This is a genomic window from Klebsiella sp. H-Nf2, assembly GCF_002806645.1.
Taxonomy (GTDB): Bacteria; Pseudomonadota; Gammaproteobacteria; order Enterobacterales; family Enterobacteriaceae; genus Klebsiella; species Klebsiella variicola.
In genome coordinates, this window is record NZ_PIBL01000006.1 from 97,502 (window position 1) to 123,514 (window position 26,013).

General features: G+C 56.6%; 24 protein-coding genes. 14 read left to right on the top strand and 10 right to left on the bottom strand.

Annotated features, from left to right (window positions below; all coding sequences use genetic code 11):
* Positions 1–30: 30 nt before the first annotated feature.
* On the top strand, positions 31–732 hold the full coding sequence (gene queC, locus CWM58_RS16050) for a 7-cyano-7-deazaguanine synthase QueC (RefSeq protein ID WP_008805406.1): 702 nt from the start codon (positions 31–33) through the stop codon (positions 730–732).
* A gap of 111 nt (positions 733–843) precedes the next feature.
* Here the strand turns inward: queC and CWM58_RS16055 are convergent, their stop codons facing one another.
* The 9 genes from CWM58_RS16055 to bolA all read right to left on the bottom strand — a co-directional run bounded on the left by CWM58_RS16055 (position 844) and on the right by bolA (position 11,402).
* Positions 844–1,245 carry a YbgC/FadM family acyl-CoA thioesterase gene (locus tag CWM58_RS16055; RefSeq protein WP_008805405.1) on the bottom strand — a complete coding sequence of 134 codons (402 nt, stop codon included), beginning with the start codon at positions 1,243–1,245 and terminating at the stop codon, positions 844–846.
* 111 nt (positions 1,246–1,356) lie between these two features.
* On the bottom strand, positions 1,357–1,725 hold the full coding sequence (locus CWM58_RS16060) for a helix-hairpin-helix domain-containing protein (protein ID WP_100681328.1): 369 nt from the start codon (positions 1,723–1,725) through the stop codon (positions 1,357–1,359).
* Between the two features lie 148 nt (positions 1,726–1,873).
* Complete coding sequence (ppiD, locus tag CWM58_RS16065) at positions 1,874–3,748, bottom strand: peptidylprolyl isomerase (RefSeq protein WP_100681329.1); 1,875 nt, start codon at positions 3,746–3,748, stop codon at positions 1,874–1,876.
* Between the two features lie 214 nt (positions 3,749–3,962).
* Entirely contained in the window at positions 3,963–4,235 is a 273-nt protein-coding gene (gene hupB / locus CWM58_RS16070; RefSeq protein WP_002444653.1) for a nucleoid-associated protein HU-beta, read from the bottom strand.
* A gap of 209 nt (positions 4,236–4,444) precedes the next feature.
* Complete coding sequence (gene lon / locus CWM58_RS16075) at positions 4,445–6,799, bottom strand: endopeptidase La (RefSeq protein ID WP_061155551.1); 2,355 nt, start codon at positions 6,797–6,799, stop codon at positions 4,445–4,447.
* 183 nt (positions 6,800–6,982) lie between these two features.
* Positions 6,983–8,257, bottom strand: coding sequence for an ATP-dependent protease ATP-binding subunit ClpX (gene clpX, locus CWM58_RS16080; protein ID WP_061155552.1), 1,275 nt, complete (start codon positions 8,255–8,257; stop codon positions 6,983–6,985).
* A 250-nt stretch (positions 8,258–8,507) separates the two neighbouring features.
* Complete coding sequence (clpP, locus tag CWM58_RS16085; RefSeq protein ID WP_002891804.1) at positions 8,508–9,131, bottom strand: ATP-dependent Clp endopeptidase proteolytic subunit ClpP; 624 nt, start codon at positions 9,129–9,131, stop codon at positions 8,508–8,510.
* 309 nt (positions 9,132–9,440) lie between these two features.
* Positions 9,441–10,739: a trigger factor gene (gene tig, locus CWM58_RS16090; protein WP_061155553.1), complete on the bottom strand. Its 1,299-nt coding sequence runs from the start codon at positions 10,737–10,739 to the stop codon at positions 9,441–9,443.
* 345 nt (positions 10,740–11,084) lie between these two features.
* Entirely contained in the window at positions 11,085–11,402 is a 318-nt protein-coding gene (bolA, locus tag CWM58_RS16105; RefSeq protein ID WP_002891649.1) for a transcriptional regulator BolA, read from the bottom strand.
* Positions 11,403–11,704: 302 nt separating this feature from the next.
* Between bolA and CWM58_RS16110 the strand changes: the two genes are divergently transcribed.
* From CWM58_RS16110 to CWM58_RS16145, 8 genes are all read left to right on the top strand, one after another.
* Positions 11,705–12,283 carry a lipoprotein gene (locus tag CWM58_RS16110; protein ID WP_061155554.1) on the top strand — a complete coding sequence of 193 codons (579 nt, stop codon included), beginning with the start codon at positions 11,705–11,707 and terminating at the stop codon, positions 12,281–12,283.
* Between the two features lie 43 nt (positions 12,284–12,326).
* Complete coding sequence (gene ampG / locus CWM58_RS16115) at positions 12,327–13,802, top strand: muropeptide MFS transporter AmpG (RefSeq protein WP_100681330.1); 1,476 nt, start codon at positions 12,327–12,329, stop codon at positions 13,800–13,802.
* A 479-nt stretch (positions 13,803–14,281) separates the two neighbouring features.
* The gene (gene cyoA / locus CWM58_RS16120; protein ID WP_074386735.1) at positions 14,282–15,226 is read left to right on the top strand and encodes a cytochrome o ubiquinol oxidase subunit II; all 945 of its coding nucleotides are present in this window, start codon (positions 14,282–14,284) and stop codon (positions 15,224–15,226) included.
* A 19-nt stretch (positions 15,227–15,245) separates the two neighbouring features.
* Positions 15,246–17,237 carry a cytochrome o ubiquinol oxidase subunit I gene (gene cyoB, locus CWM58_RS16125; RefSeq protein WP_100681331.1) on the top strand — a complete coding sequence of 664 codons (1,992 nt, stop codon included), beginning with the start codon at positions 15,246–15,248 and terminating at the stop codon, positions 17,235–17,237.
* Positions 17,227–17,838, top strand: coding sequence for a cytochrome o ubiquinol oxidase subunit III (locus tag CWM58_RS16130; protein WP_061155558.1), 612 nt, complete (start codon positions 17,227–17,229; stop codon positions 17,836–17,838). The genes cyoB and CWM58_RS16130 overlap by 11 nt, the downstream gene beginning before the upstream one ends.
* Positions 17,838–18,167 (top strand): cytochrome o ubiquinol oxidase subunit IV, encoded by a 330-nt coding sequence (locus CWM58_RS16135; RefSeq protein WP_032732610.1) that lies wholly within the window; start codon positions 17,838–17,840, stop codon positions 18,165–18,167. Before CWM58_RS16130 ends, CWM58_RS16135 begins: the two co-directional genes overlap by 1 nt.
* A gap of 11 nt (positions 18,168–18,178) precedes the next feature.
* A complete protein-coding gene (cyoE, locus tag CWM58_RS16140; protein ID WP_002891629.1) occupies positions 18,179–19,066 on the top strand; it encodes a heme o synthase in 888 nt (295 codons plus the stop codon).
* 250 nt (positions 19,067–19,316) lie between these two features.
* Complete coding sequence (locus CWM58_RS16145) at positions 19,317–19,649, top strand: hypothetical protein (protein ID WP_061155559.1); 333 nt, start codon at positions 19,317–19,319, stop codon at positions 19,647–19,649.
* 36 nt (positions 19,650–19,685) lie between these two features.
* Here CWM58_RS16145 and CWM58_RS16150 read toward each other — a convergent pair whose 3' ends face one another.
* Positions 19,686–20,444 (bottom strand): IclR family transcriptional regulator C-terminal domain-containing protein, encoded by a 759-nt coding sequence (locus CWM58_RS16150; protein WP_100681332.1) that lies wholly within the window; start codon positions 20,442–20,444, stop codon positions 19,686–19,688.
* 152 nt (positions 20,445–20,596) lie between these two features.
* On the opposite strand from CWM58_RS16150, the gene CWM58_RS16155 reads away from it, so the two are divergent.
* The 5 genes from CWM58_RS16155 (at position 20,597) to CWM58_RS16175 (ending at position 26,008) form a co-directional block, all read left to right on the top strand.
* The gene (locus tag CWM58_RS16155; RefSeq protein ID WP_100681333.1) at positions 20,597–21,418 is read left to right on the top strand and encodes a shikimate dehydrogenase family protein; all 822 of its coding nucleotides are present in this window, start codon (positions 20,597–20,599) and stop codon (positions 21,416–21,418) included.
* A complete protein-coding gene (locus CWM58_RS16160; protein WP_100681334.1) occupies positions 21,415–23,091 on the top strand; it encodes an FAD-dependent oxidoreductase in 1,677 nt (558 codons plus the stop codon). Before CWM58_RS16155 ends, CWM58_RS16160 begins: the two co-directional genes overlap by 4 nt.
* Positions 23,092–23,104: 13 nt before the next feature.
* Positions 23,105–23,425 carry an NIPSNAP family protein gene (locus CWM58_RS16165; RefSeq protein WP_004204812.1) on the top strand — a complete coding sequence of 107 codons (321 nt, stop codon included), beginning with the start codon at positions 23,105–23,107 and terminating at the stop codon, positions 23,423–23,425.
* Between the two features lie 10 nt (positions 23,426–23,435).
* The gene (locus tag CWM58_RS16170) at positions 23,436–25,127 is read left to right on the top strand and encodes an FAD-dependent oxidoreductase (RefSeq protein ID WP_100681335.1); all 1,692 of its coding nucleotides are present in this window, start codon (positions 23,436–23,438) and stop codon (positions 25,125–25,127) included.
* Between the two features lie 62 nt (positions 25,128–25,189).
* Positions 25,190–26,008 (top strand): sugar phosphate isomerase/epimerase family protein, encoded by an 819-nt coding sequence (locus CWM58_RS16175; protein WP_100681336.1) that lies wholly within the window; start codon positions 25,190–25,192, stop codon positions 26,006–26,008.
* The last annotated feature ends 5 nt before the right edge of the window (positions 26,009–26,013 follow it).

Here is a 26,013-nt window from a genome sequence, read left to right on the forward strand (position 1 = left end):
TCGCCTTTACTCATTTAGTCAGGAATTGCCATGAAACGCGCCGTAGTTGTCTTCAGCGGAGGACAAGATTCAACCACCTGTCTGGTGCAGGCTCTGCAACAGTATGATGAAGTGCATTGCGTCACTTTTGATTATGGCCAACGCCACCGCGCGGAAATCGACGTGGCGCGCGAACTCGCCCTGAAACTGGGCGCTGTCGCGCATAAAGTGCTGGACGTCACCCTGCTCAACGAACTGGCAGTCAGCAGCCTGACCCGCGATAACATTCCGGTACCCGACTATCAGCCTGATGCCGAGGGCATTCCCAACACCTTTGTCCCCGGGCGCAATATTCTGTTTTTAACCCTGACAGCAATCTACGCCTATCAGGTGAAAGCCGAAGCCATCATCACCGGCGTATGCGAGACCGACTTCTCCGGCTACCCGGACTGCCGCGATGAGTTTGTCAAAGCGCTGCACCACGCCGTCAGCCTTGGGATGGCGAAAGACATTCGCTTTGAGACGCCGCTGATGTGGCTGAATAAAGCCGAGACCTGGGCGCTTGCCGACTTCTGGGGTCAGCTGGATCTGGTGCGCCAGGAAACCCTCACCTGCTACAACGGCATTAAGGGCGATGGCTGCGGCCAGTGCGCCGCCTGTAACCTGCGCGCAAACGGACTCAACCAGTATCTGGGGGACAAAGTCGGCGTAATGGCGGTGATGAAGCAAAAAACCGGGCTGGCACAGGCATAGCCTCCGGGGAGCGATTTACCGGAGCTTTGACTCAAATTCCCCGGTGGCGCGACGCTTACCGGGGCTACGGGTTCATCACCTGCCGTGGGCCCGGCACTCACGCGACGGTTGTCAACGCAAGTTCATCTGGTCAAGTTTCTCGCGCAACTCCCCTTCCAGCGGCAGCGCCTTCTGGGTTTTCAAATCGATACAGACGAAGGTAATCAGCGCATCGGCCACCACTTCGCCATTGGGGTTGAGGGTGACCACCTGGCTTAGCGTGCCGCTTTTGCCGTTGAGTTGCTCCAGTTTGCTGCTCACTGTCAGCACATCGCCCAGTACCGCCGGACGACGGTAGTTAATATTGATATTCACCACCACGAAAGCGATATTTTTCTCCATCATCCACTGAAACGCGGGGCTGTTTTCCAGGCCATCCCAGCGGGCTTCCTCAAGGAACTCCAGGTAGCGTGCGTTGTTCACATGCTGGTAGACGTCGAGATGATAGCCGCGAACTTTAATTTGTGTCTGCATAGCACCAATGCCTTTCTGTTATTTTTGTTTGTGAGGTAAGAGGTCACACCACTTGATGCAACCTCTTTATCCTGGCAAAAAATCACCGCTGTGCAAGGTCTGGCATAAAATTTACAGCGTCAGATGGGCTAAATTGCGCTCCACCAGCGAGCTGCCCATTCCCGGGACCTGCTTCAGATCATCAAGGGTTTTGAACGGCCCGTACTCTTCGCGGTAGCTGACAATGGCCTGGGCTTTTTTCAACCCCACGCCATTCAACGCCTGAGCCAGCTGTTCGGCGCTGGCGCGGTTAATGCTGACCTTTGTCACCCCGTTGTCCGCCTCACCGGGTACCGCTTCCGCCTTCGCCGAAGCGGTCGCCTGCACATTTTCTTTATTCACCGCCGCTTTACCGCTGGCGGGTGCCGCCAGCGCGCCCTGTACGCCTACCGCGAAAACCAGAACGCCCGCGGCCATCAGTGTTTTTATTCCATATTTCATGCTGATATCTCCTTGTGTGTAGACAGCAAGGTTACGATAGCGTCAGTGCGGATGGCCGACAAAAGGCAAATCACAGAAATGGAAAGGGCCGCGAAAGCGGCCCTTGGGGATTACATCGTGTTGCTCATTTTTGCGAGACGACGCGAAATTACTGCTGCTGGTCGATGCTGTCGCCCAGTTTAATTTTCGCCGCCTTGCGCAGGTTGCTCATCAGCGCTTCGAAAGCGATTTGGGCGTTGTTCTGGGTAATCCCCTGAACCATGGCCTTCTTCTGCTCTTCCGGCATGTTGCCTGCTTTCACTTCATCCAGCGCCACCAGCACCACATCGCCTTGCATATTGCTGCCAACGCCATAGACCGGTTTGCCCTGCTGCGGCAGCGGCAGAGTAAATGCCAGTTGGCTCAGCGGATCCTGGCCGGTACGAGAAAGCGTCTGCGGCGCGCCGAAGCTCAGGCCAGCCGCCTTCATTGCTTCATCGCCTTTGCCGTCTTTCAGCGCCGCCAGCAGCTTGTCGGCATCCAGTTTCGCCTGCTGTTCCGCTTTATTGTGCTTAACGATATCGCTGACCTGCGCCTTCACTTCGGCCAGCGGTTTCACCGCCTCGGCTTTGTGTTCGCTAATGCGCAGAACAAAAGCGCGATCGCCGTCAACGGTAATGATGTCGGAGTTGCTGCCCGGCGCGCCGTTCTCACCCACCAGACCGCCGTTGAAGATTGCGTCAGCGACCGGTTTAAAGTTCAGCTCTTCCGGCAGGTTATCGCGGCCAAACCAGCCGGTTTCCACCACCTTCAGTCCGGCGACCTGCGCAGCGCCCGCCAGCGATTCATTATCGTTGCTGGCCGCATCGCTCACCTTCTGCTGCAGCGCGTAGTAAGCATCCAGCGCTTTTTCCTGCTTCACTTTCGCCGCAATGTCATTGCGCACGTCAGCCAGCGGTTTCACCTGCGCCGGCTGGACGTCGTCCAGACGGGCCACCAGGAAGCCAACTGAGGATTTGATCACGCCAGACAGCTGGCCCTTCTCTTTCAGCCCGGCATCTTTCAGCTCAGGCACCGTAGAGGCATCTTCCATCCACCCCATATCGCCGCCGTTGCGGGCAGAGATAATATCGGTCGATTTTTCTTTCGCCAGCGTGGCGAAATCTGCCCCTTTTTGCAGCTCGGCCAGCACCGCTTTCGCATCGGCTTCCGATTTGGTCTGAATCACGCTGTAGCGGTTGCGCTGCGGCTGAGTGAACTGATCCTTGTGCTGGTCATACCATGACTGAATCTCTTCGTCAGAGGCACTTTCCTGCATGCTGGCGGCATCCATTTTGATATAGCTGACGCGGAACTGTTCCGGTGCCATAAAACGGGCCTGATTCTGCTGCCAGAAGGCGTTGATTTCCTCATCGCTGGCCGTCTGTTTTGCCGCCAGGGCATTCACGTTGATGGTCGCTTCGCGGACGACACGCTGCTGAGACACCAGCGCCGCCAGTTGATCGGACTCGCCCGGCAGCATGAAGTCGGTACCCGCAATGGCGTTAATCAGCTGCTGTGTGGTCAGTTGGTTACGCAGCGCCTGAGCGTACTGATCGGTGGTCATCCCCATCTGGGCGACAATACCGCTGAAACGCTGGTTGTCGAACTTACCGTTCGTCTGGAACGCCTGGGTCTGGAAGATCGCCTGCTTCACCTGCTCATCGCTGATGCTGAGACCCAGCTCGCGGGCATACTGATCCAGAAGCGACTCATCGATCAGGCGGTTCAGCACCTGCTGGCGCATGGTTTTCATGTAGTTTTCGTTCGCCGCCAGCTCGGAGAACTGGTCGCCAAGCTGCTGCTGCATACGGTTACGTTCGCTGGCGACGGCGTTTTCAAACTGCCCACGGCCAATCTCCTGGCCATTCACTTTTGCGGCATAGTTTTTGCCACCGCCAATCAGGTAACCACTCACCCCGGTCAAAATGAACGAGACGATAATGATACCGAAAATAATCTTGAGCACGACGCTGTTGGCGGCCGTGCGTAGGTTGTCCATCATGGTGTAACAACGCTCCGCTGTAGATGACTTTAGCTCGCGCAGCATAGCACGTGATGGCCGCCGCGCGTGAGGACGTATTTTGACAAGAAAACAGGGTGATTGTCAGCCCACAAGTGGCGATAAACACACATAAAGTGGTCTGAAAAGGCAATAAAAAAGGCACATCTCACGATGCGCCCTTGTACTTCGTCACATTCCCTGACGGGAAAGCCGATCAGTTCACCGCGTCTTTCAGCGCTTTACCAGCACGGAAGCCCGGCACTTTTGCGGCAGCGATAGTAATTTCTTTACCTGTTTGTGGGTTGCGACCAGTACGGGCGGCACGTTCTTTAACAGCAAAGGTACCAAAACCTACCAGCGCAACGTCATCCCCAGCCTGCAGAGATTCAGTAACAGAAGCGATTAAAGCATCTAACGCACGTCCAGCTGCAGCTTTAGAAATGTCCGCACCCGCAGCAATTTTGTCAATCAGTTGAGATTTATTCACTGTTCTCTTCCTCTCTTTATAATTTATATCGCACCTGAGTCCTTCATAGTGCGACCGCGCAGCAGTTATATCAGGACTGTCATGCCCTTACAACAGCAGTTGTCGATGACCCCCCTGCCAGCGATCTAAGTTAGCTACACAAAAAAAGGCTGGCAAGTCCGAAATGACTTACCAACCCTATTTTTATTAGCGCAATTTGCGCAGAATCACTATTTCGCGGTCACAACCTGCATGCCGAACGGTTCATTCTGCAGCGCAAGTGTCAGAACTTCCTCGATTCGTTTCACCGGATGGATATCCAAATCGGCGATAACGTTATCTGGAATTTCTTCAAGGTCGCGTTTGTTCTCATCAGGAATCAGAACAGTCTTAATGCCGCCGCGATGCGCCGCCAGCAGTTTTTCCTTCAGACCGCCGATCGGCAGCACCTGACCACGCAGAGTGATTTCACCGGTCATCGCCACATCAGCGCGTACCGGGTTACCGGTCAGACAGGAGACCAGCGCCGTACACATGGCGATACCCGCGCTCGGACCATCCTTCGGCGTCGCCCCTTCCGGGACGTGGACGTGAATATCACGCTTCTCGTAGAAGTCGGCGTTAATGCCCAGTTTATCCGCCCGCGAACGTACCACGGTCAGCGCAGCCTGAATCGACTCCTGCATGACTTCACCCAGCGAGCCGGTGTAGGTCAACTTGCCTTTGCCTGGTACGCAGGCGGTTTCGATGGTCAGCAGATCGCCACCCACCTCCGTCCACGCCAGACCGGTCACCTGACCAACGCGGTTCTCGCTATCGGCACGGCCATAGTCAAAGCGCTGTACGCCGAGATAATCGTGCAGATTCTCACCGTTAATCTCGATGTGTTTCAGCGTCTTATCCAGCAGCAGCTGTTTTACGGCTTTACGGCACAGCTTGGAGATTTCACGCTCCAGGCTTCGAACCCCCGCTTCACGCGTGTAGTAACGAATAATGCCGATAATGGCGCTATCGTCGACGGTCAGCTCGCCTTTCTTCAGCGCGTTACGTTCAATCTGCTTCGGCAGCAGGTGACGCTTAGCGATGTTCAGCTTTTCATCTTCGGTATAACCGGAGAGGCGAATCACTTCCATACGGTCCAGCAGCGGCGCCGGAATGTTCATGGAGTTAGACGTCGCCACGAACATCACGTCGCTGAGATCGTAATCCACTTCCAGATAGTGGTCGTTAAAGGCCACGTTCTGTTCCGGATCCAGCACCTCAAGCAACGCTGAAGCTGGGTCGCCGCGCATGTCGGAAGACATTTTATCGATCTCATCCAGCAGGAATAGCGGGTTTTTGACCCCCACTTTCGCCATTTTCTGGATCAGTTTGCCCGGCATCGAGCCAATATAGGTCCGACGGTGACCGCGGATTTCCGCTTCATCGCGCACGCCACCTAACGCCATACGTACGTATTTACGTCCGGTCGCTTTGGCGATCGATTGGCCCAGCGAGGTTTTACCTACCCCCGGCGGTCCCACCAGACAGAGGATTGGCCCCTTGATTTTGTTCACCCGGCTCTGCACCGCGAGATATTCAAGGATGCGATCCTTCACGCGCTCCAGACCATAGTGATCGGTATCGAGGATCTCCTGGGCCTGACGCAGGTCTTTTTTGACCTTACTGCGCGCATTCCACGGCACCTGCACCATCCAGTCGATGTAGCCACGCACGACGGTCGCTTCCGCAGACATCGGCGACATCATCTTCAGCTTCTGCAGTTCCGCTTCGGTTTTTTCTTTCGCCTCTTTCGGCATTTTCGCCGCGTCGATCTTACGCTTCAGCGCTTCGTTTTCGTCCGGGGCGTCGTCCATCTCGCCGAGTTCTTTCTGAATCGCTTTCATTTGCTCGTTCAGATAGTACTCGCGCTGGGATTTCTCCATCTGCTTTTTGACGCGGTTGCGAATGCGCTTCTCAACCTGCAGCAGATCGATTTCCGATTCCATCATCGCCATCAGATATTCCAGACGTTCGTTGATGTCGGACATCTCGAGCACGGACTGCTTGTCAGCCAGCTTCAGCGGCATGTGCGCCGCGATGGTATCCGCCAGGCGCGCCGGATCGTCGATACTGTTCAGCGACGTCAGCACTTCCGGTGGGATCTTCTTGTTCAGCTTGATATAGCCTTCAAACTGGCTGATAGCGGTGCGAACCAGCACTTCCTGCTCACGTTCGTCAATCGCCGGCGAGTCGAGATACTCCGCTTTCGCCGAGAAATGTTCGCCATTATCAGACAGCGCAGAAATACGTGCACGCTGCAGCCCTTCGACCAGCACCTTCACGGTACCGTCCGGCAGCTTCAGCATTTGCAAAATAGACGCCACGGTTCCAACGGTGAAAAGATCGTTTACACCCGGCTCATCCGTCGACGCTTCTTTCTGCGCAACCAGCATGATTTTTTTATCATGGTCCATGGCCGCTTCGAGGCAACGAATAGATTTTTCCCGCCCTACGAACAGGGGTATGACCATGTGCGGATAAACCACCACATCGCGCAATGGCAATACGGGGATTTCAATGCGTTCAGAACGCTCAGGATTCATAGAGCTCTCTCTTAGTTTAAAGTCCGCCAGGTAGCCGACGACGCCATACTCCACTGCATCGTCGTTAATATGTAATCCAGTATATGGGGATGTATTCCACACATTCAACGGCGGGAATGCAGGAAAAATAAAAGGGGAGATAAAATCCCCCCTTTTTGTTAACTGCTTGAGTGAAATGGTTAATTATTCACCAGATGCCTGCTGAGCTTCCGGTTTACCGTAGATCAGCAGCGGTTTGCTCTGCCCCTCGATAACCGACTCATCAATGACCACTTTTTCGACATCATCCATCGAAGGCAGGTCATACATGGTATCCAGCAGCGCCGCTTCCACAATCGAGCGCAGGCCACGGGCGCCGGTTTTACGCGCCATCGCTTTCTTGGCGATAGCATCCAGCGCTTCGTCGCGGAATTCAAGTTCTGCGCCCTCAAGGCTAAACAGCGCCTGATACTGCTTGGTCAGGGCGTTTTTCGGCTCTTTCAGGATCTGGATCAGCGCTTCTTCGCTCAGCTCATTCAGCGTCGCCACCACCGGCAGACGACCGATGAATTCAGGGATCAGACCAAATTTGATCAGATCTTCCGGTTCAACCTGAGACAGCAGCTCACCTTCGCTGGCTTTGTCGGACTTCGCTTTTACCGTCGCGCCAAAACCAATGCCAGAGCCGGTTTCAACACGGTGGGAAATCACTTTGTCCAGGCCGGCAAACGCGCCGCCGCAGATGAAGAGGATCTTGGAGGTATCAACCTGCAAGAACTCCTGCTGCGGATGTTTACGTCCGCCCTGCGGTGGAACGGCGGCGACGGTGCCTTCGATAAGCTTCAGCAGCGCCTGCTGTACGCCCTCGCCGGAGACGTCGCGGGTAATCGACGGGTTATCGGATTTACGCGAAATTTTGTCGATTTCGTCGATATAGACGATGCCGCGCTGCGCTTTCTGCACGTCGTAGTCGCACTTCTGCAGCAGTTTCTGAATGATATTTTCGACGTCCTCACCCACATAACCCGCTTCGGTCAGGGTGGTGGCGTCTGCCATGGTAAACGGCACATCCAGCAGGCGCGCCAGCGTTTCCGCCAGCAGCGTTTTACCGGAACCGGTCGGCCCGATCAGCAGAATGTTACTTTTACCCAGCTCTACGCCATTGCTGGTATCGCCATTGCGCAGACGTTTGTAGTGGTTGTATACCGCGACTGCCAACACTTTCTTCGCCTGTTCCTGACCGATGACATAGTCATCAAGGTGGTGGCGAATCTCGTGCGGCGTCGGCAACGCGCTGCGCTCGCGGTGCGGCGCAACTTCTTTAATCTCTTCGCGAATGATGTCGTTACATAAATCAACGCATTCGTCGCAGATATACACGGATGGCCCGGCGATCAGCTTACGCACTTCATGCTGGCTTTTGCCGCAAAAAGAGCAATACAACAATTTGCCCGATCCATCTTTGCGTTTATCTGTCATGAGTCCAAACCTCTTTTTAAGTTCTTTGTGCCGCACACGACGACGCAAATGCCATTCTCAGGCGCAAGCCGCCATATAGCGTTGTGCCGCCCTTCATTAGTATATACACAAAATCCTTCGCGCTACATCGAGGCGGTGGCAAAGCAACCGGCCGCAAGCCTGACCGGCAAGCGTCCGGAAAAATGCCAACCACTCACGAAAACGTGGCGAGAAGAATGAAGCGTAAAGCGGCACCCTTGCGCCTCGGGCATCAATTACGATGGGTCAAAATAGAGTCGACCAGCCCGTACTCCACGGCTTCCGCAGCAGAAAGGAAGCGGTCACGCTCGGTGTCACGCTCAATCTGCTCAAGAGACTGGCCGGTATGATGCGCCATCAGCTCATTCATGCGCCCTTTCACCTTCAGGATTTCACGGGCGTGGATCTCAATATCCGTCGCCTGTCCCTGATAGCCGCCCAGCGGTTGGTGGATCATCACGCGGGAGTTCGGCAGGCAGAAGCGCTTGCCTTTCGCCCCGGCGGTCAGCAGGAACGCCCCCATGGAAGCGGCCTGGCCCATACAGATGGTGCTGACGTCCGGCTTGATGAACTGCATGGTGTCATAAATCGACATCCCGGCGGTGATCACCCCGCCCGGAGAGTTAATGTACAGGTAAATGTCTTTTTCCGGGTTTTCCGCTTCCAGAAACAGCATCTGCGCCACGATCAGGTTTGCCATGTGGTCTTCGACCTGGCCGGTCAGAAAAATGACGCGTTCCTTAAGCAGACGGGAGTAGATATCAAAAGAACGTTCACCGCGTGAGGTCTGTTCAATGACCATCGGCACCAGGGCCATATGGGGTGCAAAGTTGTCTCGTTCGCCACTGTATGACATTTCCGTCTCCTGGAGTAATTTTAAAATACCTGCTGCACTGATTGTAACCTTACGGACGGATTATCAGCCACAGTTTCTATCCGCTGAACGCGTCACCGCCTCTTTAACACGCGTGCGATTGCGGATGCAGTTGCCTCCCCCGGTAATGGGGATGGTGTTGCCATATTTCAAGCATAACAAGCTTTTGCTGTAACGCTATCATGGTAAATGCGTTTTAGCACCGTGCCTGAGGCTATCATTATCCTAAAAAAAAACCCGCCGCCTTTCGGCAACGGGTTTTTGCTCGAACCTTAAACAATCGCGGCGAAATTACGCCTGCTGGTTCATCAGTTCGTTGAAGGAAGTGGCTTTTTCAGACACTTTGGCTTTCGCCAGCACGGCTTCAACAGCCTGCTCTTCCAGCGCCACGTTGCGCATGTTGTCCATCAGCTCTTTGTTCTTGCTGTAGAACTCAACCACTTCTGACGGATCTTCGTACGCAGAAGCCATCTCTTCGATCAGGCCTTTCACGCGCTCTTCGTCAGCTTTCAGCTCGTTGGTGCGAATCACTTCGCCCAGCAGCAGACCGACAACGACGCGGCGTTTAGCTTGCTCTTCGAACAGCTCGCGCGGCAGTTCCAGAGCCTGTTTCTCGTTGCCACCGAAACGCTGAGCAGCCTGGCGACGCAGCACGTCGATTTCGCTGTCGATCAGGGCAGCCGGAACGTCGATCTCGTTAGCTTTAACCAGACCTTCAATTGCCTGAGACTTCACGCGGTTACGTACAGCGCCTTTCAGCTCGCGTTCCATGTTTTTACGCACTTCAGCGCGCAGGCCTGCGACAGAACCATCTTCCACGCCGAAACGTTTGATAAATTCTTCGGTCAGCTCAGGCAGTTCACGCTCTTCAACTTTTTTCAGGTTGATAACGAACTTAGCCGCTTTACCTTTCAGGTTTTCTGCGTGGTACTCTTCCGGGAAAGTCACGTCGATGGTGAACTCTTCACCCGCTTTGTGACCTTTGATACCGTCTTCGAAGCCCGGGATCATGCGACCCTGGCCCATCGCCAGTACGAAGTCAGAGGCTTTACCGCCTTCGAACTCTTCGCCGTCTACGGAACCGGTGAAGTCGATGGTTACGCGATCTTCAGCGTCAACGGCGCCGTCTTTGTCTTTCCAGGTCGCCTGCTGCTTGCGCAGGGTTTCCAGCATGGTGTCCACGTCAGCGTCGGTCACGTCAACAACCGGTTTTTCAACTTCGATCGCGTCCAGACCCTGCAGCTCAACTTCCGGATACACTTCGAACTCTACCGCGTAGGTGAAGTCTTCGCCCAGTTTGTATTCGCCCGGAACGTAGTTCGGCGCACCAGCCGGATTGATTTTCTCTTTGATGATCGCGTCAACGAAATGACGGCTCATCAGGTCGCCCAGCACGTCCTGGCGAACGGATGCGCCATAACGCTGAGCAACAACATTCATCGGCACTTTGCCTTTACGGAAGCCGTCAATGCGAACTTTTTTCGCTACGTTGACCAGCTCGCTTTTGACAGCATTCTCGATGCTGTCAGCGGCGATAGTAATCGTTACACGGCGCCCAAGGCCCTGAGTGGTTTCAACTGAAACTTGCATCTTGTTACCTCAAAAAAATCACAGTGCTCGGTCAACTCTGGAAGCGCGTGTAGGTGGCTTCGCAGAACCGGGATGCCCTCTTCAAATCAGAAACACATTCCCTGTCGTCAGAATCATCCCGAAGACATTCATATATAAGACGCGGCATTATAGCGGCATCACTTTTGTGAGTCGAGAACGGTTGTCGCCCACTGCTGCGGCATTTTTCACATTTCCCGCTCAAATTTGTCCGCAAAAGCGCTAACTTTGCGCATTTTCCAGGCAAAACAAAACGGCCCGTAGGCCGTTTTTGCTAAATCTGCAAGCAACATACTGGAAAAGCGCCAGCGGTTGCAAATGGGATTTCTAGGCGATACTCCCCGCACCGCGGCAAGGCGGCGAGGCGAAAACCGTATCTTGTAGTGCTTCCCACTCTTTAATCGTGTAGGTGTGCAGCGCCAGGGCATGCACCGTATTCGACAGCTCCTCAGTTAGCGTGCCGTAGATCATACGGTGGCGATTGAGGAAACGCTCGCCAGTGAAGCGATCGCTCACTAACACCACTTTAAAATGACTTTCAGAGCCCGCTGGGACGTTGTGACGATAACTTTCATCCACGACTTCGAGATACATCGGGTCGAACGCTGCTCTAAGTTTTGCTTCGATCTGTTCACGTATCATCATGAATTTTCTCCTCCGACAACGCTGAGATGCCGCCACTCCCTATAAATGTTAGCCGCTTTTACCGCTTCCATTAGGAGAAAACAACAAAAAATTAGCATTGTTCTGATATTTTCATTCAAAAGTATCACGTTTACTGGCTCTGGTCGCCAGAACTGCCGGGGAAAGAGCGATTAACCATGGCGGGACGCTCAGAAAACCGCCAGGGCGATGGATTTACACGCGTTGCCACTTCCCCTTGCCGTTGGCAATGCTATGATGGCGGTAATTTTCCTTATAACAACACCATGCGTTGAGACCTGAACATGCTTAAGAAGATCCTTTTCCCGTTGGTCGCCATGTTTATGCTGGCAGGATGCGCCACGCCGCCGACCACCATTGAAGTATCGCCGAAAATCACGCTGCCGCAGCAGGATCCGAGCCTGATGGGCGTGACCGTCAGCATCAACGGCGCTGACCAGCGTCCGGACCAGGCGCTGGCAAAAGTCACGCGTGACAATCAGCAGGTCACCCTCACCGCCTCCCGCGATCTGCGCTTCCTGCTGCAGGAAGTGCTGGAGAAACAGATGACCGCACGCGGTTATATGATTGGCCCGAACGGCGCGGTTGATCTGCAAATTATCGTCAACAAACTCTACGCTGACGTCTCCCAGGGTAATGTGCGTTACAACATCGCCACGAAAGCAGATATCGCCATCATTGCCACCGCGGCAAACGGCACGAAGATGACCAAAAACTACCGCGCCAGCTACTCCATTGAAGGCGCTTTCCAGGCCTCGAACAAGAACATCGCTGATGCCGTTAACAGCGTCCTGACCGATACCATCGCCGATATGGCGCAGGACACCAGCATCCACGATTTCATCAAGCAAAACGCGCGTTAATGCCACCACGAACCCGGCCTCAGCCGGGTTCGTGCTTTATGCTATGTCCAGTCATTACTTACGCATTTTTCAACAGCCGAAATCAGCGATTTTGCTGATCCTCGGTTTCGCCTCAGGCCTGCCGCTGGCCCTCACCTCCGGTACCCTGCAGGCCTGGATGACGGTGGAAAATATCGATCTGAAAACGATCGGTTTTTTCTCACTCGTCGGCCAGGCCTATGTCTTTAAATTTCTCTGGTCCCCGCTGATGGACCGCTATACGCCGCCGTTTCTTGGGCGTCGTCGCGGTTGGCTGCTGACTACCCAGGTCCTGCTCCTGCTGGCCATTGCGGCGATGGGCTTTCTTGAGCCCGTCTCCCAGCTCCGCTGGATGGCGGCGCTGGCGGTGGTGATCGCCTTCTGCTCGGCGTCACAGGATATCGTGTTCGATGCCTGGAAAACCGACGTTCTGCCGGCGGAAGAGCGCGGTACCGGTGCCGCTATCAGCGTGCTGGGCTATCGCCTCGGGATGCTGGTGTCCGGTGGTCTGGCTCTGTGGCTTGCCGACCGCTATCTCGGCTGGCAGGGGATGTACTGGCTGATGGCGGCGCTGCTGGTGCCCTGTATCATCGCCACACTGCTGGCACCTGAGCCGAGCGACGTTATCCCGGTTCCCAGGTCGCTGGAGCAGGCGGTCGCCGAACCGCTGCGCGATTTTTTCGGTCGCAATAACGCCTGGCTTATTCTGCTGCTCATCGTCCTTTATAAGCTTGGCGATGCGTTTGCCATGAGCCTGACCACTACCTTCCTCATCCGCGGCGTTGGCTTTGATGCCGGAGAAGTCGGGATGGTGAACAAAACTTTGGGCCTGTTTGCCACCATTCTCGGCGCCCTGTACGGCGGGGTCCTGATGCAGCGTCTGACACTGTTTCGGGCGCTGCTGATCTTCGGTGTGCTGCAGGGGGTCTCCAACGCCGGCTACTGGCTGCTGTCGATTACCGATAAGCACCTCTATTCCATGGCAACCGCCGTGTTCTTTGAAAACCTGTGTGGGGGAATGGGGACGGCGGCGTTTGTCGCACTGCTGATGACGCTGTGCAATAAATCATTCTCCGCCACCCAGTTCGCGCTGCTCTCTGCGCTGTCTGCGGTCGGCCGCGTGTACGTTGGGCCAATCGCCGGCTGGTTTGTCGAGGCCCACGGCTGGTCGACGTTCTATCTCTTCTCGGTCGTCGCGGCGGTGCCGGGGATTGCCCTGCTGCTGCTGTGCCGGCAAACGCTTGAGCATACCCAACGTACGGCAAGCTTCATGCCGCGAAGCGAATACCCGCAGGCCTATGCGCTGGCGCTGGGGATCCTGGCACTGGGCTGCCTGCTGCTGACGGTATGGCTGGCTTTGCTTATCATGAACGCCCTGGATTACACCGCCTTCTCTTTCCTGTCCGGTCTGCTGGAGGTTGCCGCGCTGACTGCCGTTGGCGGTATTTTGTTCGGCGGTCTGCTCGACTACCTGGCGCTGCGTAAAACTCGCCTGATTTAAGGAAGCTGCATCATTATTAGCCGTTGTAATTACGAAACGTAATTATAACGGCTTATTAACGCTTTTATATTGTCCGCCGCGCTATTTGTTGTTTTGTGCGTTTTTGATTTCTGGAAATTATTGACAGTTTTCATTCGATTCTTTAAATAATTTAACCGATTCAGCTACAGCGATTTTATTTTAGGTTTTCACAATGTCTTTTATTTGATAATTAAATGTTAAACAATTGTTCTAATTTATGGGTGGTTATGCCCATTCGCCGCTAAGTACTCCTTTTCTTATCCCTTTCGTTATCAATCCCATGAAATTCAGGCTTTGCAAGCGATTACGTAACACTACGTAACATATGTGACAAACCAAGCAGAAGCCGCTAACACAGAACTGACAGAGATCCAATCATGTTTACAGTAATGCAACCTTACCGTAAAATGCCCGTACACTTTAAACGCCACCAGATCCCGTGGAATTGAGGTCGTTCAATGAGACTCAGGAAATACAATAAAAGTTTGGGATGGATGTCATTAATCGCAAGTACTGTATTACTCAGTGGTTGTGATTCTGCACTCCTTGACCCAAAAGGACAGATTGGACTGGAGCAACGCTCTTTGATTCTGACGGCTTTCGGCCTGATGATGATTGTCGTTATTCCCGCCGTCTTGATGGCAGTAGGATTTGCCTGGAAGTATCGCGAGAGCAATAAAGATGCGAAGTATAGCCCGAACTGGTCACACTCCAACAAAGTGGAAGCTGTGGTCTGGACGGTACCTATTCTGATCATCCTGTTCCTGGCCGTTCTGACCTGGAAAACCACTCACGCACTGGAGCCAAGCAAACCGCTTGCCCATGACGAGAAACCAATCACCATCGAAGTCGTTTCGATGGACTGGAAATGGTTCTTTATCTATCCGGAACAGGGTATTGCTACCGTTAACGAAATCGCCTTCCCGGCGAACGTACCGGTACACTTCAAAGTGACCTCTAATTCGGTGATGAACTCGTTCTTTATTCCGCGCTTAGGTAGCCAGATTTACGCAATGGCCGGGATGCAGACTCAGCTGCACCTCATTGCTGACGAAGCTGGTACTTATGACGGTATCTCCGCTAGCTACAGTGGCCCGGGCTTCTCAGGTATGAAGTTCAAAGCGATTGCTACCCCGGATCGTGCAACCTTCGATCAGTGGGTTGAAAAAGCCAAACAGTCGCCGAACTCCATGGACTCCATGGCCGCGTTCGATAAAGTGGCTGTGCCTAGCGAATACAACAAAGTGGAATACTTCTCTAACGTGAAGCCGGATCTGTTCAAAGATGTTGTGAACAAATTCATGTCTCACGAGAGCATGAACATGTCCAAACCTGAAGGCGAGCACGCTGCTCACGACGGGATGGAAGGCATGGACATGAGCCACGCGGAAACCGCTCACTAAGGGGCCGAGGAAGAAAACGATGTTCGGAAAACTTACACTGGATGCAGTGCCCTACCACGAACCCATTATCGTGGTTACGGTGGCTGCGATTATCATTGGGGGACTGGCGCTTCTGGCTGCCATCACTTACTTCGGTAAGTGGTCCTACCTGTGGAACGAGTGGCTGACTTCTGTCGACCACAAACGTCTCGGTATCATGTACGTTATCGTGGCAATCGTCATGCTGCTGCGTGGCTTTGCTGATGCCGTGATGATGCGTAGCCAGCAGGTGCTGGCCTCAGCCGGGGAAGCAGGCTTCCTGCCACCTCATCACTACGATCAGATCTTTACCGCCCACGGCGTTATCATGATCTTCTTCGTGGCGATGCCGTTCGTTATCGGTCTGATGAACCTGGTGGTTCCGCTTCAGCTCGGCGCGCGCGACGTGGCCTTCCCGTTCCTCAACAACCTGAGCTTCTGGTTCACCGTTGTGGGCGTGATTCTGGTTAACCTGTCTCTGGGCGTCGGTGAGTTCGCGCAGACTGGTTGGCTGGCCTATCCGCCGCTGTCGGGAATTGAATACAGTCCTGGCGTAGGGGTCGATTACTGGATTTGGGCGCTGCAGCTCTCCGGTATCGGTACTACCCTGACCGGTATTAACTTCTTTGTGACCATTATCAAGATGCGTGCCCCGGGCATGACCATGTTCAAGATGCCGGTATTCTCCTGGGCATCTCTGTGCGCCAACATCCTGATTATCGCCTCCTTCCCAATTCTGACCGTCACCATCGCGCTGCTGACCCTGGATCGTTACCTGGGCACCCATTTCTTTACCAACGATATGGGTGGCAACATGATGATGTACATCAACCTGATTTGGGCCTGGGGTCACCCGGAAGTGTACATCCTGGTTCTGCCAGTGTTCGGGGTCTTCTCCGAAATCGCGGCGACCTTCTCGCGTAAGCGTCTGTTTGGTTACACCTCTCTGGTGTGGGCAACCGTCTGTATTACCGTTCTGTCGTTCATCGTTTGGCTGCACCACTTCTTCACCATGGGTGCGGGTGCGAACGTTAACGCCTTCTTCGGTATTACCACCATGATTATCGCGATCCCTACCGGGGTTAAGATCTTCAACTGGCTGTTCACCATGTATCAGGGTCGCATCGTCTTCAACTCGGCGATGATGTGGACTATCGGCTTTATCGTGACCTTCTCCGTAGGTGGGATGACCGGCGTGCTGCTGGCGGTACCGGGCGCGGACTTCGTTCTGCACAACAGCCTGTTCCTGATCGCGCACTTCCATAACGTTATCATCGGCGGCGTGGTATTCGGTTGCTTCGCAGGTCTGACCTACTGGTGGCCGAAAGCCTTTGGCTTTACCCTGAACGAAACCTGGGGCAAACGCGCTTTCTGGTTCTGGATCATCGGCTTCTTCGTCGCATTTATGCCGCTGTACGTGCTGGGCTTCATGGGTATGACCCGTCGTCTGAGCCAGCAGATCGATCCGCAGTTCCACCCGATGCTGGTTGTTGCAGCCTGCGGGGCGGCGCTGATCGCTTGCGGTATCCTGTGCCAGCTGATTCAGTTCTACGTATCTATTCGCGACCGCGAACAGAACCGTGACCTGACCGGTGACCCATGGGGTGGTCGTACGCTGGAGTGGGCAACCTCTTCTCCGCCGCCGTTCTACAACTTCGCTATCGTTCCTCAGGTTCACGAGCGTGACGCCTTCTGGGAAATGAAAGAGAAAGGTGAAGCGTACAAACAGCCTGCCCATTATGAAGAAATTCATATGCCGAAAAACAGCGGCGCCGGTATCGTCATTGCCGCCTTCGCCACGGTATTTGGTTTCGCCATGATCTGGCATATCTGGTGGCTGGCGATCGCAAGCTTCATCGGCATCGTAGCGACCTGGATTATGAAGAGCTTTGACGAGGACGTGGATTACTACGTACCGGTTGCAGAAGTCGAAAAACTGGAAAAACAGCATTTCGATGAGATTAACAAAGCAGGGCTGAAAAATGGCAACTGATACTCTTGCGCATACTGCCCACGCGCATGAACACGGGCACCATGATACAGGACCGATGAAGGTATTCGGTTTCTGGATCTACCTGATGAGCGACTGCATCATCTTCGCTACGCTGTTTGCTACCTATGCCGTTCTGGTGAACGGCACGGCCGGCGGACCGACGGGCAAAGATATTTTCGAACTGCCGTTCGTTCTGGTTGAAACCGCACTGCTGCTGTTCAGCTCCATCACCTACGGCATGGCGGCTATCGCCATGTACAAAAACAACAAGAGCCAGGTTGTTTCCTGGCTAGCGCTGACCTTCCTCTTCGGGGCAGGGTTCATCGCGATGGAACTCTATGAGTTCCATCACCTGATTGTTGAAGGTATGGGTCCGGATCGTAGCGGCTTCCTGTCAGCGTTCTTCGCGCTGGTCGGCACCCATGGTCTGCACGTGACTTCGGGTCTGATCTGGATGGCTGTGCTGATGTTCCAGGTTTCACGTCGTGGTCTGACCAACACTAACCGCACGCGTATCCTGTGCCTGAGCCTGTTCTGGCACTTCCTGGACGTTGTGTGGATCTGCGTGTTCTCGGTTGTCTATCTGATGGGGGCGATGTAATGAGTCATTCTACCGATCATAGCGGCGCTTCTCACGGCAGCGTGAAGAGCTACATGACAGGATTTATCCTGTCCATCATCCTGACGGCCATTCCGTTCGCCATGGTGATGAGTGGCTCCGCCTCGCATGCGGTTATTCTTGGCACCATTCTGGTGACTGCTGTGGTGCAGATCGTGGTACACCTCGTGTACTTCCTGCATATGAACAGCAAGTCCGATGAAGGCTGGAACCTGACCGCATTTATCTTCACCGTAATCATCATTGCGATCGTGGTTGTCGGCTCCATCTGGATTATGTGGAACCTGAACTACAACATGATGATGCACTAAGAGCGGCGAGTATGTTTAAGCAATACCTGCAAGTAACGAAACCAGGCATTATTTTTGGCAACCTGATCTCCGTGATCGGCGGTTTCCTGTTGGCCTCCAAAGGCCACATCGACTATCCGCTGTTCGTCTGGACGCTCCTTGGAGTATCCCTGGTGGTCGCCTCGGGTTGTGTATTCAACAACTATATCGACCGGGACATCGATCGTAAGATGGAACGGACGAAAAACCGGGTGCTGGTCAAAGGGCTGATCTCGCCAGAAGCTTCGCTGGTGTACGCCACCTTGCTGGGTATTGCTGGCTTCATGCTGCTGTGGTTCGGCGCAAATCCGCTGGCCTGCTGGCTGGGGGTGATGGGGTTCGTGGTTTATGTCGGCGTCTACAGCCTGTACATGAAGCGCCACTCCGTCTACGGCACGCTGATTGGCTCACTCTCCGGCGCCGCGCCGCCGGTGATTGGCTACTGCGCGGTCACCGGTGATTTCGACAGCGGTGCGGCGATCCTGCTGGCTATCTTTAGCCTGTGGCAGATGCCTCACTCCTATGCCATCGCGATTTTCCGCTTTAAGGATTATCAGGCGGCAAACATTCCGGTACTGCCGGTAGTGAAAGGCATTTCGGTCGCCAAAAACCATATTACGCTGTACATCGTCGCCTTTGCCGTGGCGACCCTGATGCTCTCGCTGGGCGGCTACGCCGGGTATAAATACCTGGTCGTGGCGGCAGCGGTCAGCGTCTGGTGGCTGGGCATGGCGCTGCGTGGCTATAAAGTGGCAGATGACAAAGTCTGGGCGCGTAAGCTGTTCGTCTTTTCCATCGTTGCCATCACCGCGCTGTCCGTGATGATGTCCGTTGACTTTATGGTGCCGGATTCACATAGTCTGCTGGCTTACGTGAGATAATCACCCACTCCAGTGCGATATAAAGCCCCGTTTTTACGGGGCTTTTTCTTTTCTGCTTCCTCACCGCTTTCTTTCTCAATTCATACTTCCCTCCCCTCCCCCAGGCCCTTCTCACTACCTTTTCGGCCAAAAAATGAGAAAAAATTGAGCCAGTACGCAGCGGACGTCACTCGCACCACACGGTATGGGGATGCTACCTTTCGCCTCGGGCTCATGCCCATTTGGGAAATAATCACAACAAGGAATTGCAATGAAAGAGTTAACACTGAACGAAATGGAGTACATCTCCGGTGGCTTTAACCTGTTCGGCGCGGCCAGCGGCTTTGCCAGTTTTGTTGCCAACTCGGGCGTCGGCTTCACCTCTTTTGTTCTCACCTCCGGCAGCGCGTTTGCCTCCTTCGTCGGCGACAGCGCGATGGCGTTTGGTTCCTTCCTGACCGGACAGTCAAACTGGGAAACCTTTGTGACCACCGGTAAGGAAAACTGGGGAAACTTTGTCCTCACCGCTGGCAAAAACTGGAACATCTTCGTGGATAACGCCGCCAGCGACTGGAATAGTTTCCTGAACAACGCGTCAGCGTAAGTAGCATCACTGAGGGCAGCGCATCGGCTGCCCTGTTTAGCTCACCAGCATCGCCTGCGCACTGTAGAGCAGATCGAGGTGGTCGCGACATAGCGCTTCCAGCGAGGTGCGCGATTGATGGCTGGTCAGACTCAGCGCTCCCCACCAGGTCCCTTCCCTGTCGGTTAACGGCACCGCCAGCACCAGCATGCCAATCTCAAACTCCTGTTCAATGATGGCATATCCCTGGCGCCGCACCTGCGCGATTTTCTCCATCAGCGACGCGACGTCGGTCACCGTATAGGGCGTGCGTTGTTCCCGGGTAATGCGCTGCAAGACCGCCTCGCACTCGGCTTCCGGCAGCGAAGCCAGCCACAATCGCCCCCCGGCGGTACAGAAAATGGGTACCCGCTCCCCGAGTCGCACCGACGTGGAGTTGAACGGCGTATGGCGGCTGCGGGCGATATAGACCAGTTCATCTTCATCCACCACGCCCACCGAGGCATGCTCCTCCGTCCGGCTGGCGATGTATTCGACAATCGGCCGCACCATGCGGGGAAACTGCGCCGAATCAACGTAAGCCTGACCAAGCCGCAGCGTTTTCGGAGTAAGCCAGTAATAGCGTCCGTCGGTTTGCAGATAGCGCTCATGCAGCAGCGTCAGTAGAAAACGCCGTGCGGCGCTTTGCGTCAGGCCGCTCATTTTCGCTGCCTGGGCGACGGTGAGCTTTGGGCAAGTTTTGGAAAAAAGCTGGATAAGCGCCAGCCCTTTTTGTAAACCGACGATCAGATCGCGTGGATGAATGGTGTTTTGCATATTCGCTCACATTTTTGCAACATCATTATCGATTTCCTGCGATTATCGCAGCGATCGTGCGATTAACAACCGACATGTCCGAATTCTGCGTTGTCGCTCTCAGCTTCTACTGAAATACTTTCACAACATTCATTTAACAAATGAGGTTTGAAATGGTCAGTGGAACTACCCAGGTTGTCGCCGTGATTGGTCATCCGATCGCCCAGGTGAAATCACCGGATAACTTCAACCGCTACTTTGCTGAACAGCACATGGACAGTGTCATGATCCCGGTGGATATCGCCCCGGAAGCGGTGGCCGCCTACCTCAACGCCTTGCGCGGCTGGCAGAACATGGCCGGCGTGCTGGTGACAGTGCCGCATAAGCAGCGCGCCGCCGCGCTGGTCGACGAGCTCACACCGCGCGCGCGCCGACTCAACGCCATCAATGTGATCCGCAAGCTGGCGGATGGCCGGTTACAGGGCGATATGCTGGACGGCGTCGGCTTTCAGCTCGCCGCCGAAGCGCAGGGTTTTCAGCCAGCAGGAAAACAGGCGCTACTCTCCGGGTGCGGCGGTGTCGGCAGCGCCATCGCCTGGGGACTGTGCGAGGCGGGGATCCGTCAGTTGGCCCTGCACGATCAAAACCCGGCCACCCGGCAACGCCTGCACGATCTCCTTGCCGAGGCCTTTCCGGCGGTGCAACTGAGCGCGCTGCCGGACACCCTTCATGGCGTCGATCTGCTGGTTAATGGCTCGCCGGCGGGCATGGCCGGATTTGATGAGCTGCCCCTGCCGCAGGCGCTGCTGGATACGCTCGACAGCGCTACCCACGTGGCTGACGTTGTCACCGCCCCGGTGATGACGCCGTTGCTCACTTTCGCCGCCGCTCGCGGCTGTCGGGTGCAGACCGGGCCGGAAATGGCGCTGGCGCAGATGACACTGATGGGCCAGTTTATCGGCGCCATCCCGCAGGCGCAGGGAGCGGCAGCATGAAGAGCTGGGATGTGATCGTCATCGGCAGCGGTGCCGCTGGCTTTGCCGCCGCGGTCACCGCCAGCTGCAAAGGGCTGTCGGTGCTGATGCTGGAGAAAGCCGGCCAGTTCGGCGGCACCTCGGCCATTTCCGGCGGCGCCGTGTGGCTGCACGATACCGATCAGGCTCGCGCCCTGGGCAAAAGCGGCAGCACCGAGGCGATCAAAACCTATCTGCGGACCATTATCGGCGAGGCCCACTATCGGGACGATATCGCCGAGGCGTTTGTCAGCGCCGGGCGGGAGGCGCTCTCCTTTCTGGAGCGCGAGGGGGCGGTGAAATACAGCCTGCGCCCGCTCTCACCTGATTACTATCCGGATGAACCCGGCGCGGTCGACGTCGGTCGGGCGCTGGAGGTGGTGGAGTATGACGGCCGTGAACTGGGTGACGCGTTTCGCGACCTGCGTTCGCCGCCGCCGGGGATGCTGCTCTTTGGCGGGATGATGGTCAACCGCGTCGATATTCAACATTTTCTCGACATGCGTCGCTCGCTGCGCTCCCTGGCCCATTGCACCCGGCTGCTGCTGCGCTACGCTCGCGACCGGGTGAAGTACCCTCGCGGCACCCGCCTGGCGATGGGCAATGCGCTGATAGCCCGCATGGCGACAACGGCGCTGCGTAAAGGCATGAACCTGCGGCTGAATGTCAATGTTCTGGCGCTGTGCGAAGCGCAAGGCGCGGTCACCGGGGTGGAGATTGAGTATCAGGGGCAAAAAGAGACGCTGCACGCCCGCCGCGGGGTGGTGCTGGCCGCTGGCGGCTTTGCCGCGGGCGCGCTGGCGGCGCGCTATCGGCCGCACACCCGCGAGCACTTCACCATGTCACCGCCGGCCAACGATGGCGCCGCGCTACGTCTCGCGGCGGCGCTTAACGCTCGCGAGGGAGCCGATCGGCAATCCAATTTTTTCTGGGCGCCTGTATCAGTGCTGACCCGTGCCGATGGCAGCGAGGAGCGCTTTCCCCATCTGGTGACCGACCGGGCCAAACCGGGCGTGATTGCCGTCAATCAGCGGGCGGTACGCTTCGTCAACGAGTCTAACTCCTATCACCATTTCGCCAGCGCGATGCAGCGCGCTGCGGAAAATGCCCCCTGCTTTTTACTCTGCGACGCCCAGGCGATGAAGCGTTACGGCCTCGGGCTGGCGCGCCCGGCGCCGGTCAACAATGACGCCCTGGTCGCCGCCGGCTATCTGTACAAAGCCGACACCCTGGAGACGCTGGCGCAACAGCTTGGTCTGGATGCCCAAACGCTGAGCGAGACGGTTGCCCGCTACAACCGCGACGCCGCGCAGGGCGTGGATCGGGAATTTGCTAAAGGCGGTAACAGCTATAACCGGGCGATGGGCGATCCAGGTCATCAGCCTGACGCCTGTAACGCCCCCCTGCTCAGCGCGCCGTTCTATGCCATCAAACTCTATACCGGCGATCTGGGGACGTCGCGGGGCCTGGTCACCACCGCCGATGCACAGGTCGTCAACGCGGAAGGAAACCCTATCGCGGGGCTGTACGCGGTGGGAAATGACATGGATTCGCTGATGGCCGGCACCTACCCGGGTCCCGGCATCACCCTCGGCCCGGGGCTGACGTTTGGCTACCTCGCCGGCTGCCATCTGGCACAACACTCCCCCCACTAATCAGGAAAACATCATGATCTACGAAAAACGCACGTACACCATCAATCCGCTGAAAATGGCCGACTGGCTGGCGCTGTACCAAAGCGATGCCCTGGCGGTGCAGACCGACCATCTCGGCAAACTGATCGGCTTCTTTTTTACCGAGATCGGCGTGGTCAATCAGGTGGTGCACATCTGGGCTTATGAAAGCCTGGACGATCGCCTGGTGCGCCGCGCGCGAATGGCGCAGGACGAACGCTGGCAGACCTTTTCGCGGAAAAATCGCGAACTGGCCGCCGTTGAACGCCTGGAGTCGGTGCTGATGCGCCCCACCGCTTTTTCACCATTGCAGTAAGGAGTCCATCATGAGCGGGCCTGTGAAGGTGGATGTGCTGGTGGTCGGCTCCGGCGCGGCGGGACTCTCTGCCGCGGTCACCGCGGCCATGCACGGCGCCAGCGTCATGCTGGCGGAGAAAGCGTCGGTGCTCGGCGGGACCAGCGCCTGGTCCGGCGGCTGGCTGTGGATCCCCCGCAACCCGCTGGCGCGGGCGGAGGGCATCGACGAAGCGGCCGACGCGCCGCTGACCTATCTGCAGCATGAGATGGGGGGCGAAGCCGCCGACGTTCGCCTGCAGACCTTCCTGCGCCACGGGCCGGAGATGGTGGATTTTTTCCATCACAGGACGGCGGTGCAGTTTCTCTCGGGCAGTACCATGCCGGACTTTCACGCGTCGCCGGGTGCGGCGAGCGGTGGGCGGTCGGTCACCGCTCAGCCCTACGATGGCCGTCAGCTCGGCGACTGGCTCCACCGACTGCGTCCGCCGCTGGAGACCATCAGCCTTGCCGGGATGGGCATCGCCGGCGGCGCGGATATGGCGCATTTTTTCAATGCCACCCGCTCGCCGCGCTCCGCGCTGTATGCCGTCCGCCGCCTGCTGCGCCACGGCTGGCAGCGGCTGCGCGCCGGACGAGGGCAGCATCTGGTCAATGGCAATGCGCTGGTCGCCCGTCTGCTGCGTTCCGCCCTCGACGCCGGGGTGCGTTTTCAGCTTAATGCCCCGGTGGTCCGGCTACTGCAGGGGCCGCAGGGCGTGTCCGGCGCGGTGCTGCGCAGCGACGGTGGGGAGATTCACGTCGAAGCAGGTGCCGTGGTGCTGGCCTGCGGCGGTTTTCCCCACGATCGGCAGCGGCTGGCGCAGGTGGTGCCCCACGCAGCGGAGGGTTACGGCCATTTTTCCGCCGCACCGCCGGACAATCAGGGCGAGGGGATCAGGCTTGGCGAATCCGTCGGCGGCCAGTTCGACACCCGCCTGCGTCACCCGCTGGCCTGGGCTCCAGTGTCCCGCGTCACCCTGGCCAGCGGTCAGCAGCTGATGTTTCCCCATCTGGTGGAACGCGCCAAGCCCGGGGTAATCGCCATCCTGCCCAACGGCAAACGCTTTGTTAACGAGGCCGACTCTTATCATGACTTTATCGCCGCCCTGCTGGCGGCCACACCCGCGGGCGACACGCCGCAGGCCTGGCTGCTGGCCGATCGTCGCGCGCTGCGTCGCTACGGCCTGGGCCATGCCAGACCGTTCCCCTTCCCCCCCACCGCCTGGCTGCGTACCGGTTATCTGCAGCGGGGAAACACGCTGGGTGAGCTGGCGAAGCAGTGCGCCATCGACGCCAATGCGCTGGCGGAAACCGTTGAACGCTTTAACCACTTCGCCAGCACTGGCGAAGACGTCGATTTTCACCGCGGGGCATCAGCCTATAACCGCGCCCAGGGTGACCATCAGGTGACGCTCGGACCGCTGCGCGAAGGGCCGTTCTACGCGGTGCGCATTCTGCCCGGCTCGCTGGGCACCTTCAGCGGATTGCAAACCGACGAACACGCCCGGGTGCTGGATGAACAGCAGCAGCCGATACCGGGCCTGTTCGCCATCGGCAACGACATGTCGAGCGTGATGCGCGGCTATTACCCCAGCGGAGGGATCACCCTCGGGCCGGCCATGACCTTCGGCTATCTGGTAGGCAAAAATCTGGCGGCAAACGTAATAAAAACAAAACAATAAAAAACAACCAGGGACGGCAATACCCATAACTATCCTCACCTGCAACTGTACCGGAGCCCTTTATGAACATGCGTACCCTATCGCTCGCCGCGCTGACCCTGCTCGATGTCCCTCCTCCCGAACAGGTGCGGATAGCGGCCAGAACCGGTTTTACCCACGTTGGTCTGCGGCTGCTTCCCGCCACACCGGCCGATCCGAACTACGACATGCTGGGCGATACCCCGGCCGTGCGCGCGACGCTGGCCGCGCTGATGGAAACCGGCATCCGCGTGTCGGACGTAGAGATCGTCCGCCTGACCCCCGGATTTACGCTCGACGATCGGCTGCAGCGGTTTATGGAGACTGCGGCGCGTCTTGGCGCCGGACAGGTGCTGGTCGCCGGCAATGACGACAACCTTCAGCGTAGCGCCGACAACCTGGCCATCCTCGCCGCGGCCAGTCGCCCCTATGGGCTGACCATGAACCTTGAGCCGATGCCCTGGACCCAGTTGCGCACTATCGCCGATGCGCAGGCGCTGATCGCCGCCAGCGGGCGGGAAGATATCGGTATCCTGGTGGACGCCCTTCATTTCTGGCGCGCAGGAGAATCGCTCGCCGCCCTCTCCAGCCTGCCCGCGCATCATCTCAACTATATGCAACTCTGCGATGGCGCGGCGCAGAGGCCGGAGAGCGAGCAGGAACTCATCCGCCAGGCCCGCTCGGCGCGCAACGTGCCAGGGGAAGGCGGTCTGGATCTGCACGGTCTGATGTCGGCACTGCCGGCAACGCTGCCGGTCTCCCTCGAAGTGCCGCTCGACGGTGAGCAGGGCGCCCTGCCGCCCCTCCAGCGGGCACAATTACTGTTCAATGCCGCGCAGCCCTACCTGCGCTCCTGCGCATAAGGAAT

Coding starts and splice junctions, on each gene's coding strand:
- queC (WP_008805406.1), top strand. CDS start 31: ATGAAACGCGCCGTAGTTGTCTTCAGCGGAGGACAAGATTCAACCACC.
- CWM58_RS16055 (WP_008805405.1), bottom strand. CDS start 1,245: ATGCAGACACAAATTAAAGTTCGCGGCTATCATCTCGACGTCTACCAG.
- CWM58_RS16060 (WP_100681328.1), bottom strand. CDS start 1,725: ATGAAATATGGAATAAAAACACTGATGGCCGCGGGCGTTCTGGTTTTC.
- ppiD (WP_100681329.1), bottom strand. CDS start 3,748: ATGATGGACAACCTACGCACGGCCGCCAACAGCGTCGTGCTCAAGATT.
- lon (WP_061155551.1), bottom strand. CDS start 6,799: ATGAATCCTGAGCGTTCTGAACGCATTGAAATCCCCGTATTGCCATTG.
- clpX (WP_061155552.1), bottom strand. CDS start 8,257: ATGACAGATAAACGCAAAGATGGATCGGGCAAATTGTTGTATTGCTCT.
- clpP (WP_002891804.1), bottom strand. CDS start 9,131: ATGTCATACAGTGGCGAACGAGACAACTTTGCACCCCATATGGCCCTG.
- tig (WP_061155553.1), bottom strand. CDS start 10,739: ATGCAAGTTTCAGTTGAAACCACTCAGGGCCTTGGGCGCCGTGTAACG.
- bolA (WP_002891649.1), bottom strand. CDS start 11,402: ATGATGATACGTGAACAGATCGAAGCAAAACTTAGAGCAGCGTTCGAC.
- CWM58_RS16110 (WP_061155554.1), top strand. CDS start 11,705: ATGCTTAAGAAGATCCTTTTCCCGTTGGTCGCCATGTTTATGCTGGCA.
- ampG (WP_100681330.1), top strand. CDS start 12,327: ATGTCCAGTCATTACTTACGCATTTTTCAACAGCCGAAATCAGCGATT.
- cyoA (WP_074386735.1), top strand. CDS start 14,282: ATGAGACTCAGGAAATACAATAAAAGTTTGGGATGGATGTCATTAATC.
- cyoB (WP_100681331.1), top strand. CDS start 15,246: ATGTTCGGAAAACTTACACTGGATGCAGTGCCCTACCACGAACCCATT.
- CWM58_RS16130 (WP_061155558.1), top strand. CDS start 17,227: ATGGCAACTGATACTCTTGCGCATACTGCCCACGCGCATGAACACGGG.
- CWM58_RS16135 (WP_032732610.1), top strand. CDS start 17,838: ATGAGTCATTCTACCGATCATAGCGGCGCTTCTCACGGCAGCGTGAAG.
- cyoE (WP_002891629.1), top strand. CDS start 18,179: ATGTTTAAGCAATACCTGCAAGTAACGAAACCAGGCATTATTTTTGGC.
- CWM58_RS16145 (WP_061155559.1), top strand. CDS start 19,317: ATGAAAGAGTTAACACTGAACGAAATGGAGTACATCTCCGGTGGCTTT.
- CWM58_RS16150 (WP_100681332.1), bottom strand. CDS start 20,444: ATGCAAAACACCATTCATCCACGCGATCTGATCGTCGGTTTACAAAAA.
- CWM58_RS16155 (WP_100681333.1), top strand. CDS start 20,597: ATGGTCAGTGGAACTACCCAGGTTGTCGCCGTGATTGGTCATCCGATC.
- CWM58_RS16160 (WP_100681334.1), top strand. CDS start 21,415: ATGAAGAGCTGGGATGTGATCGTCATCGGCAGCGGTGCCGCTGGCTTT.
- CWM58_RS16165 (WP_004204812.1), top strand. CDS start 23,105: ATGATCTACGAAAAACGCACGTACACCATCAATCCGCTGAAAATGGCC.
- CWM58_RS16170 (WP_100681335.1), top strand. CDS start 23,436: ATGAGCGGGCCTGTGAAGGTGGATGTGCTGGTGGTCGGCTCCGGCGCG.
- CWM58_RS16175 (WP_100681336.1), top strand. CDS start 25,190: ATGAACATGCGTACCCTATCGCTCGCCGCGCTGACCCTGCTCGATGTC.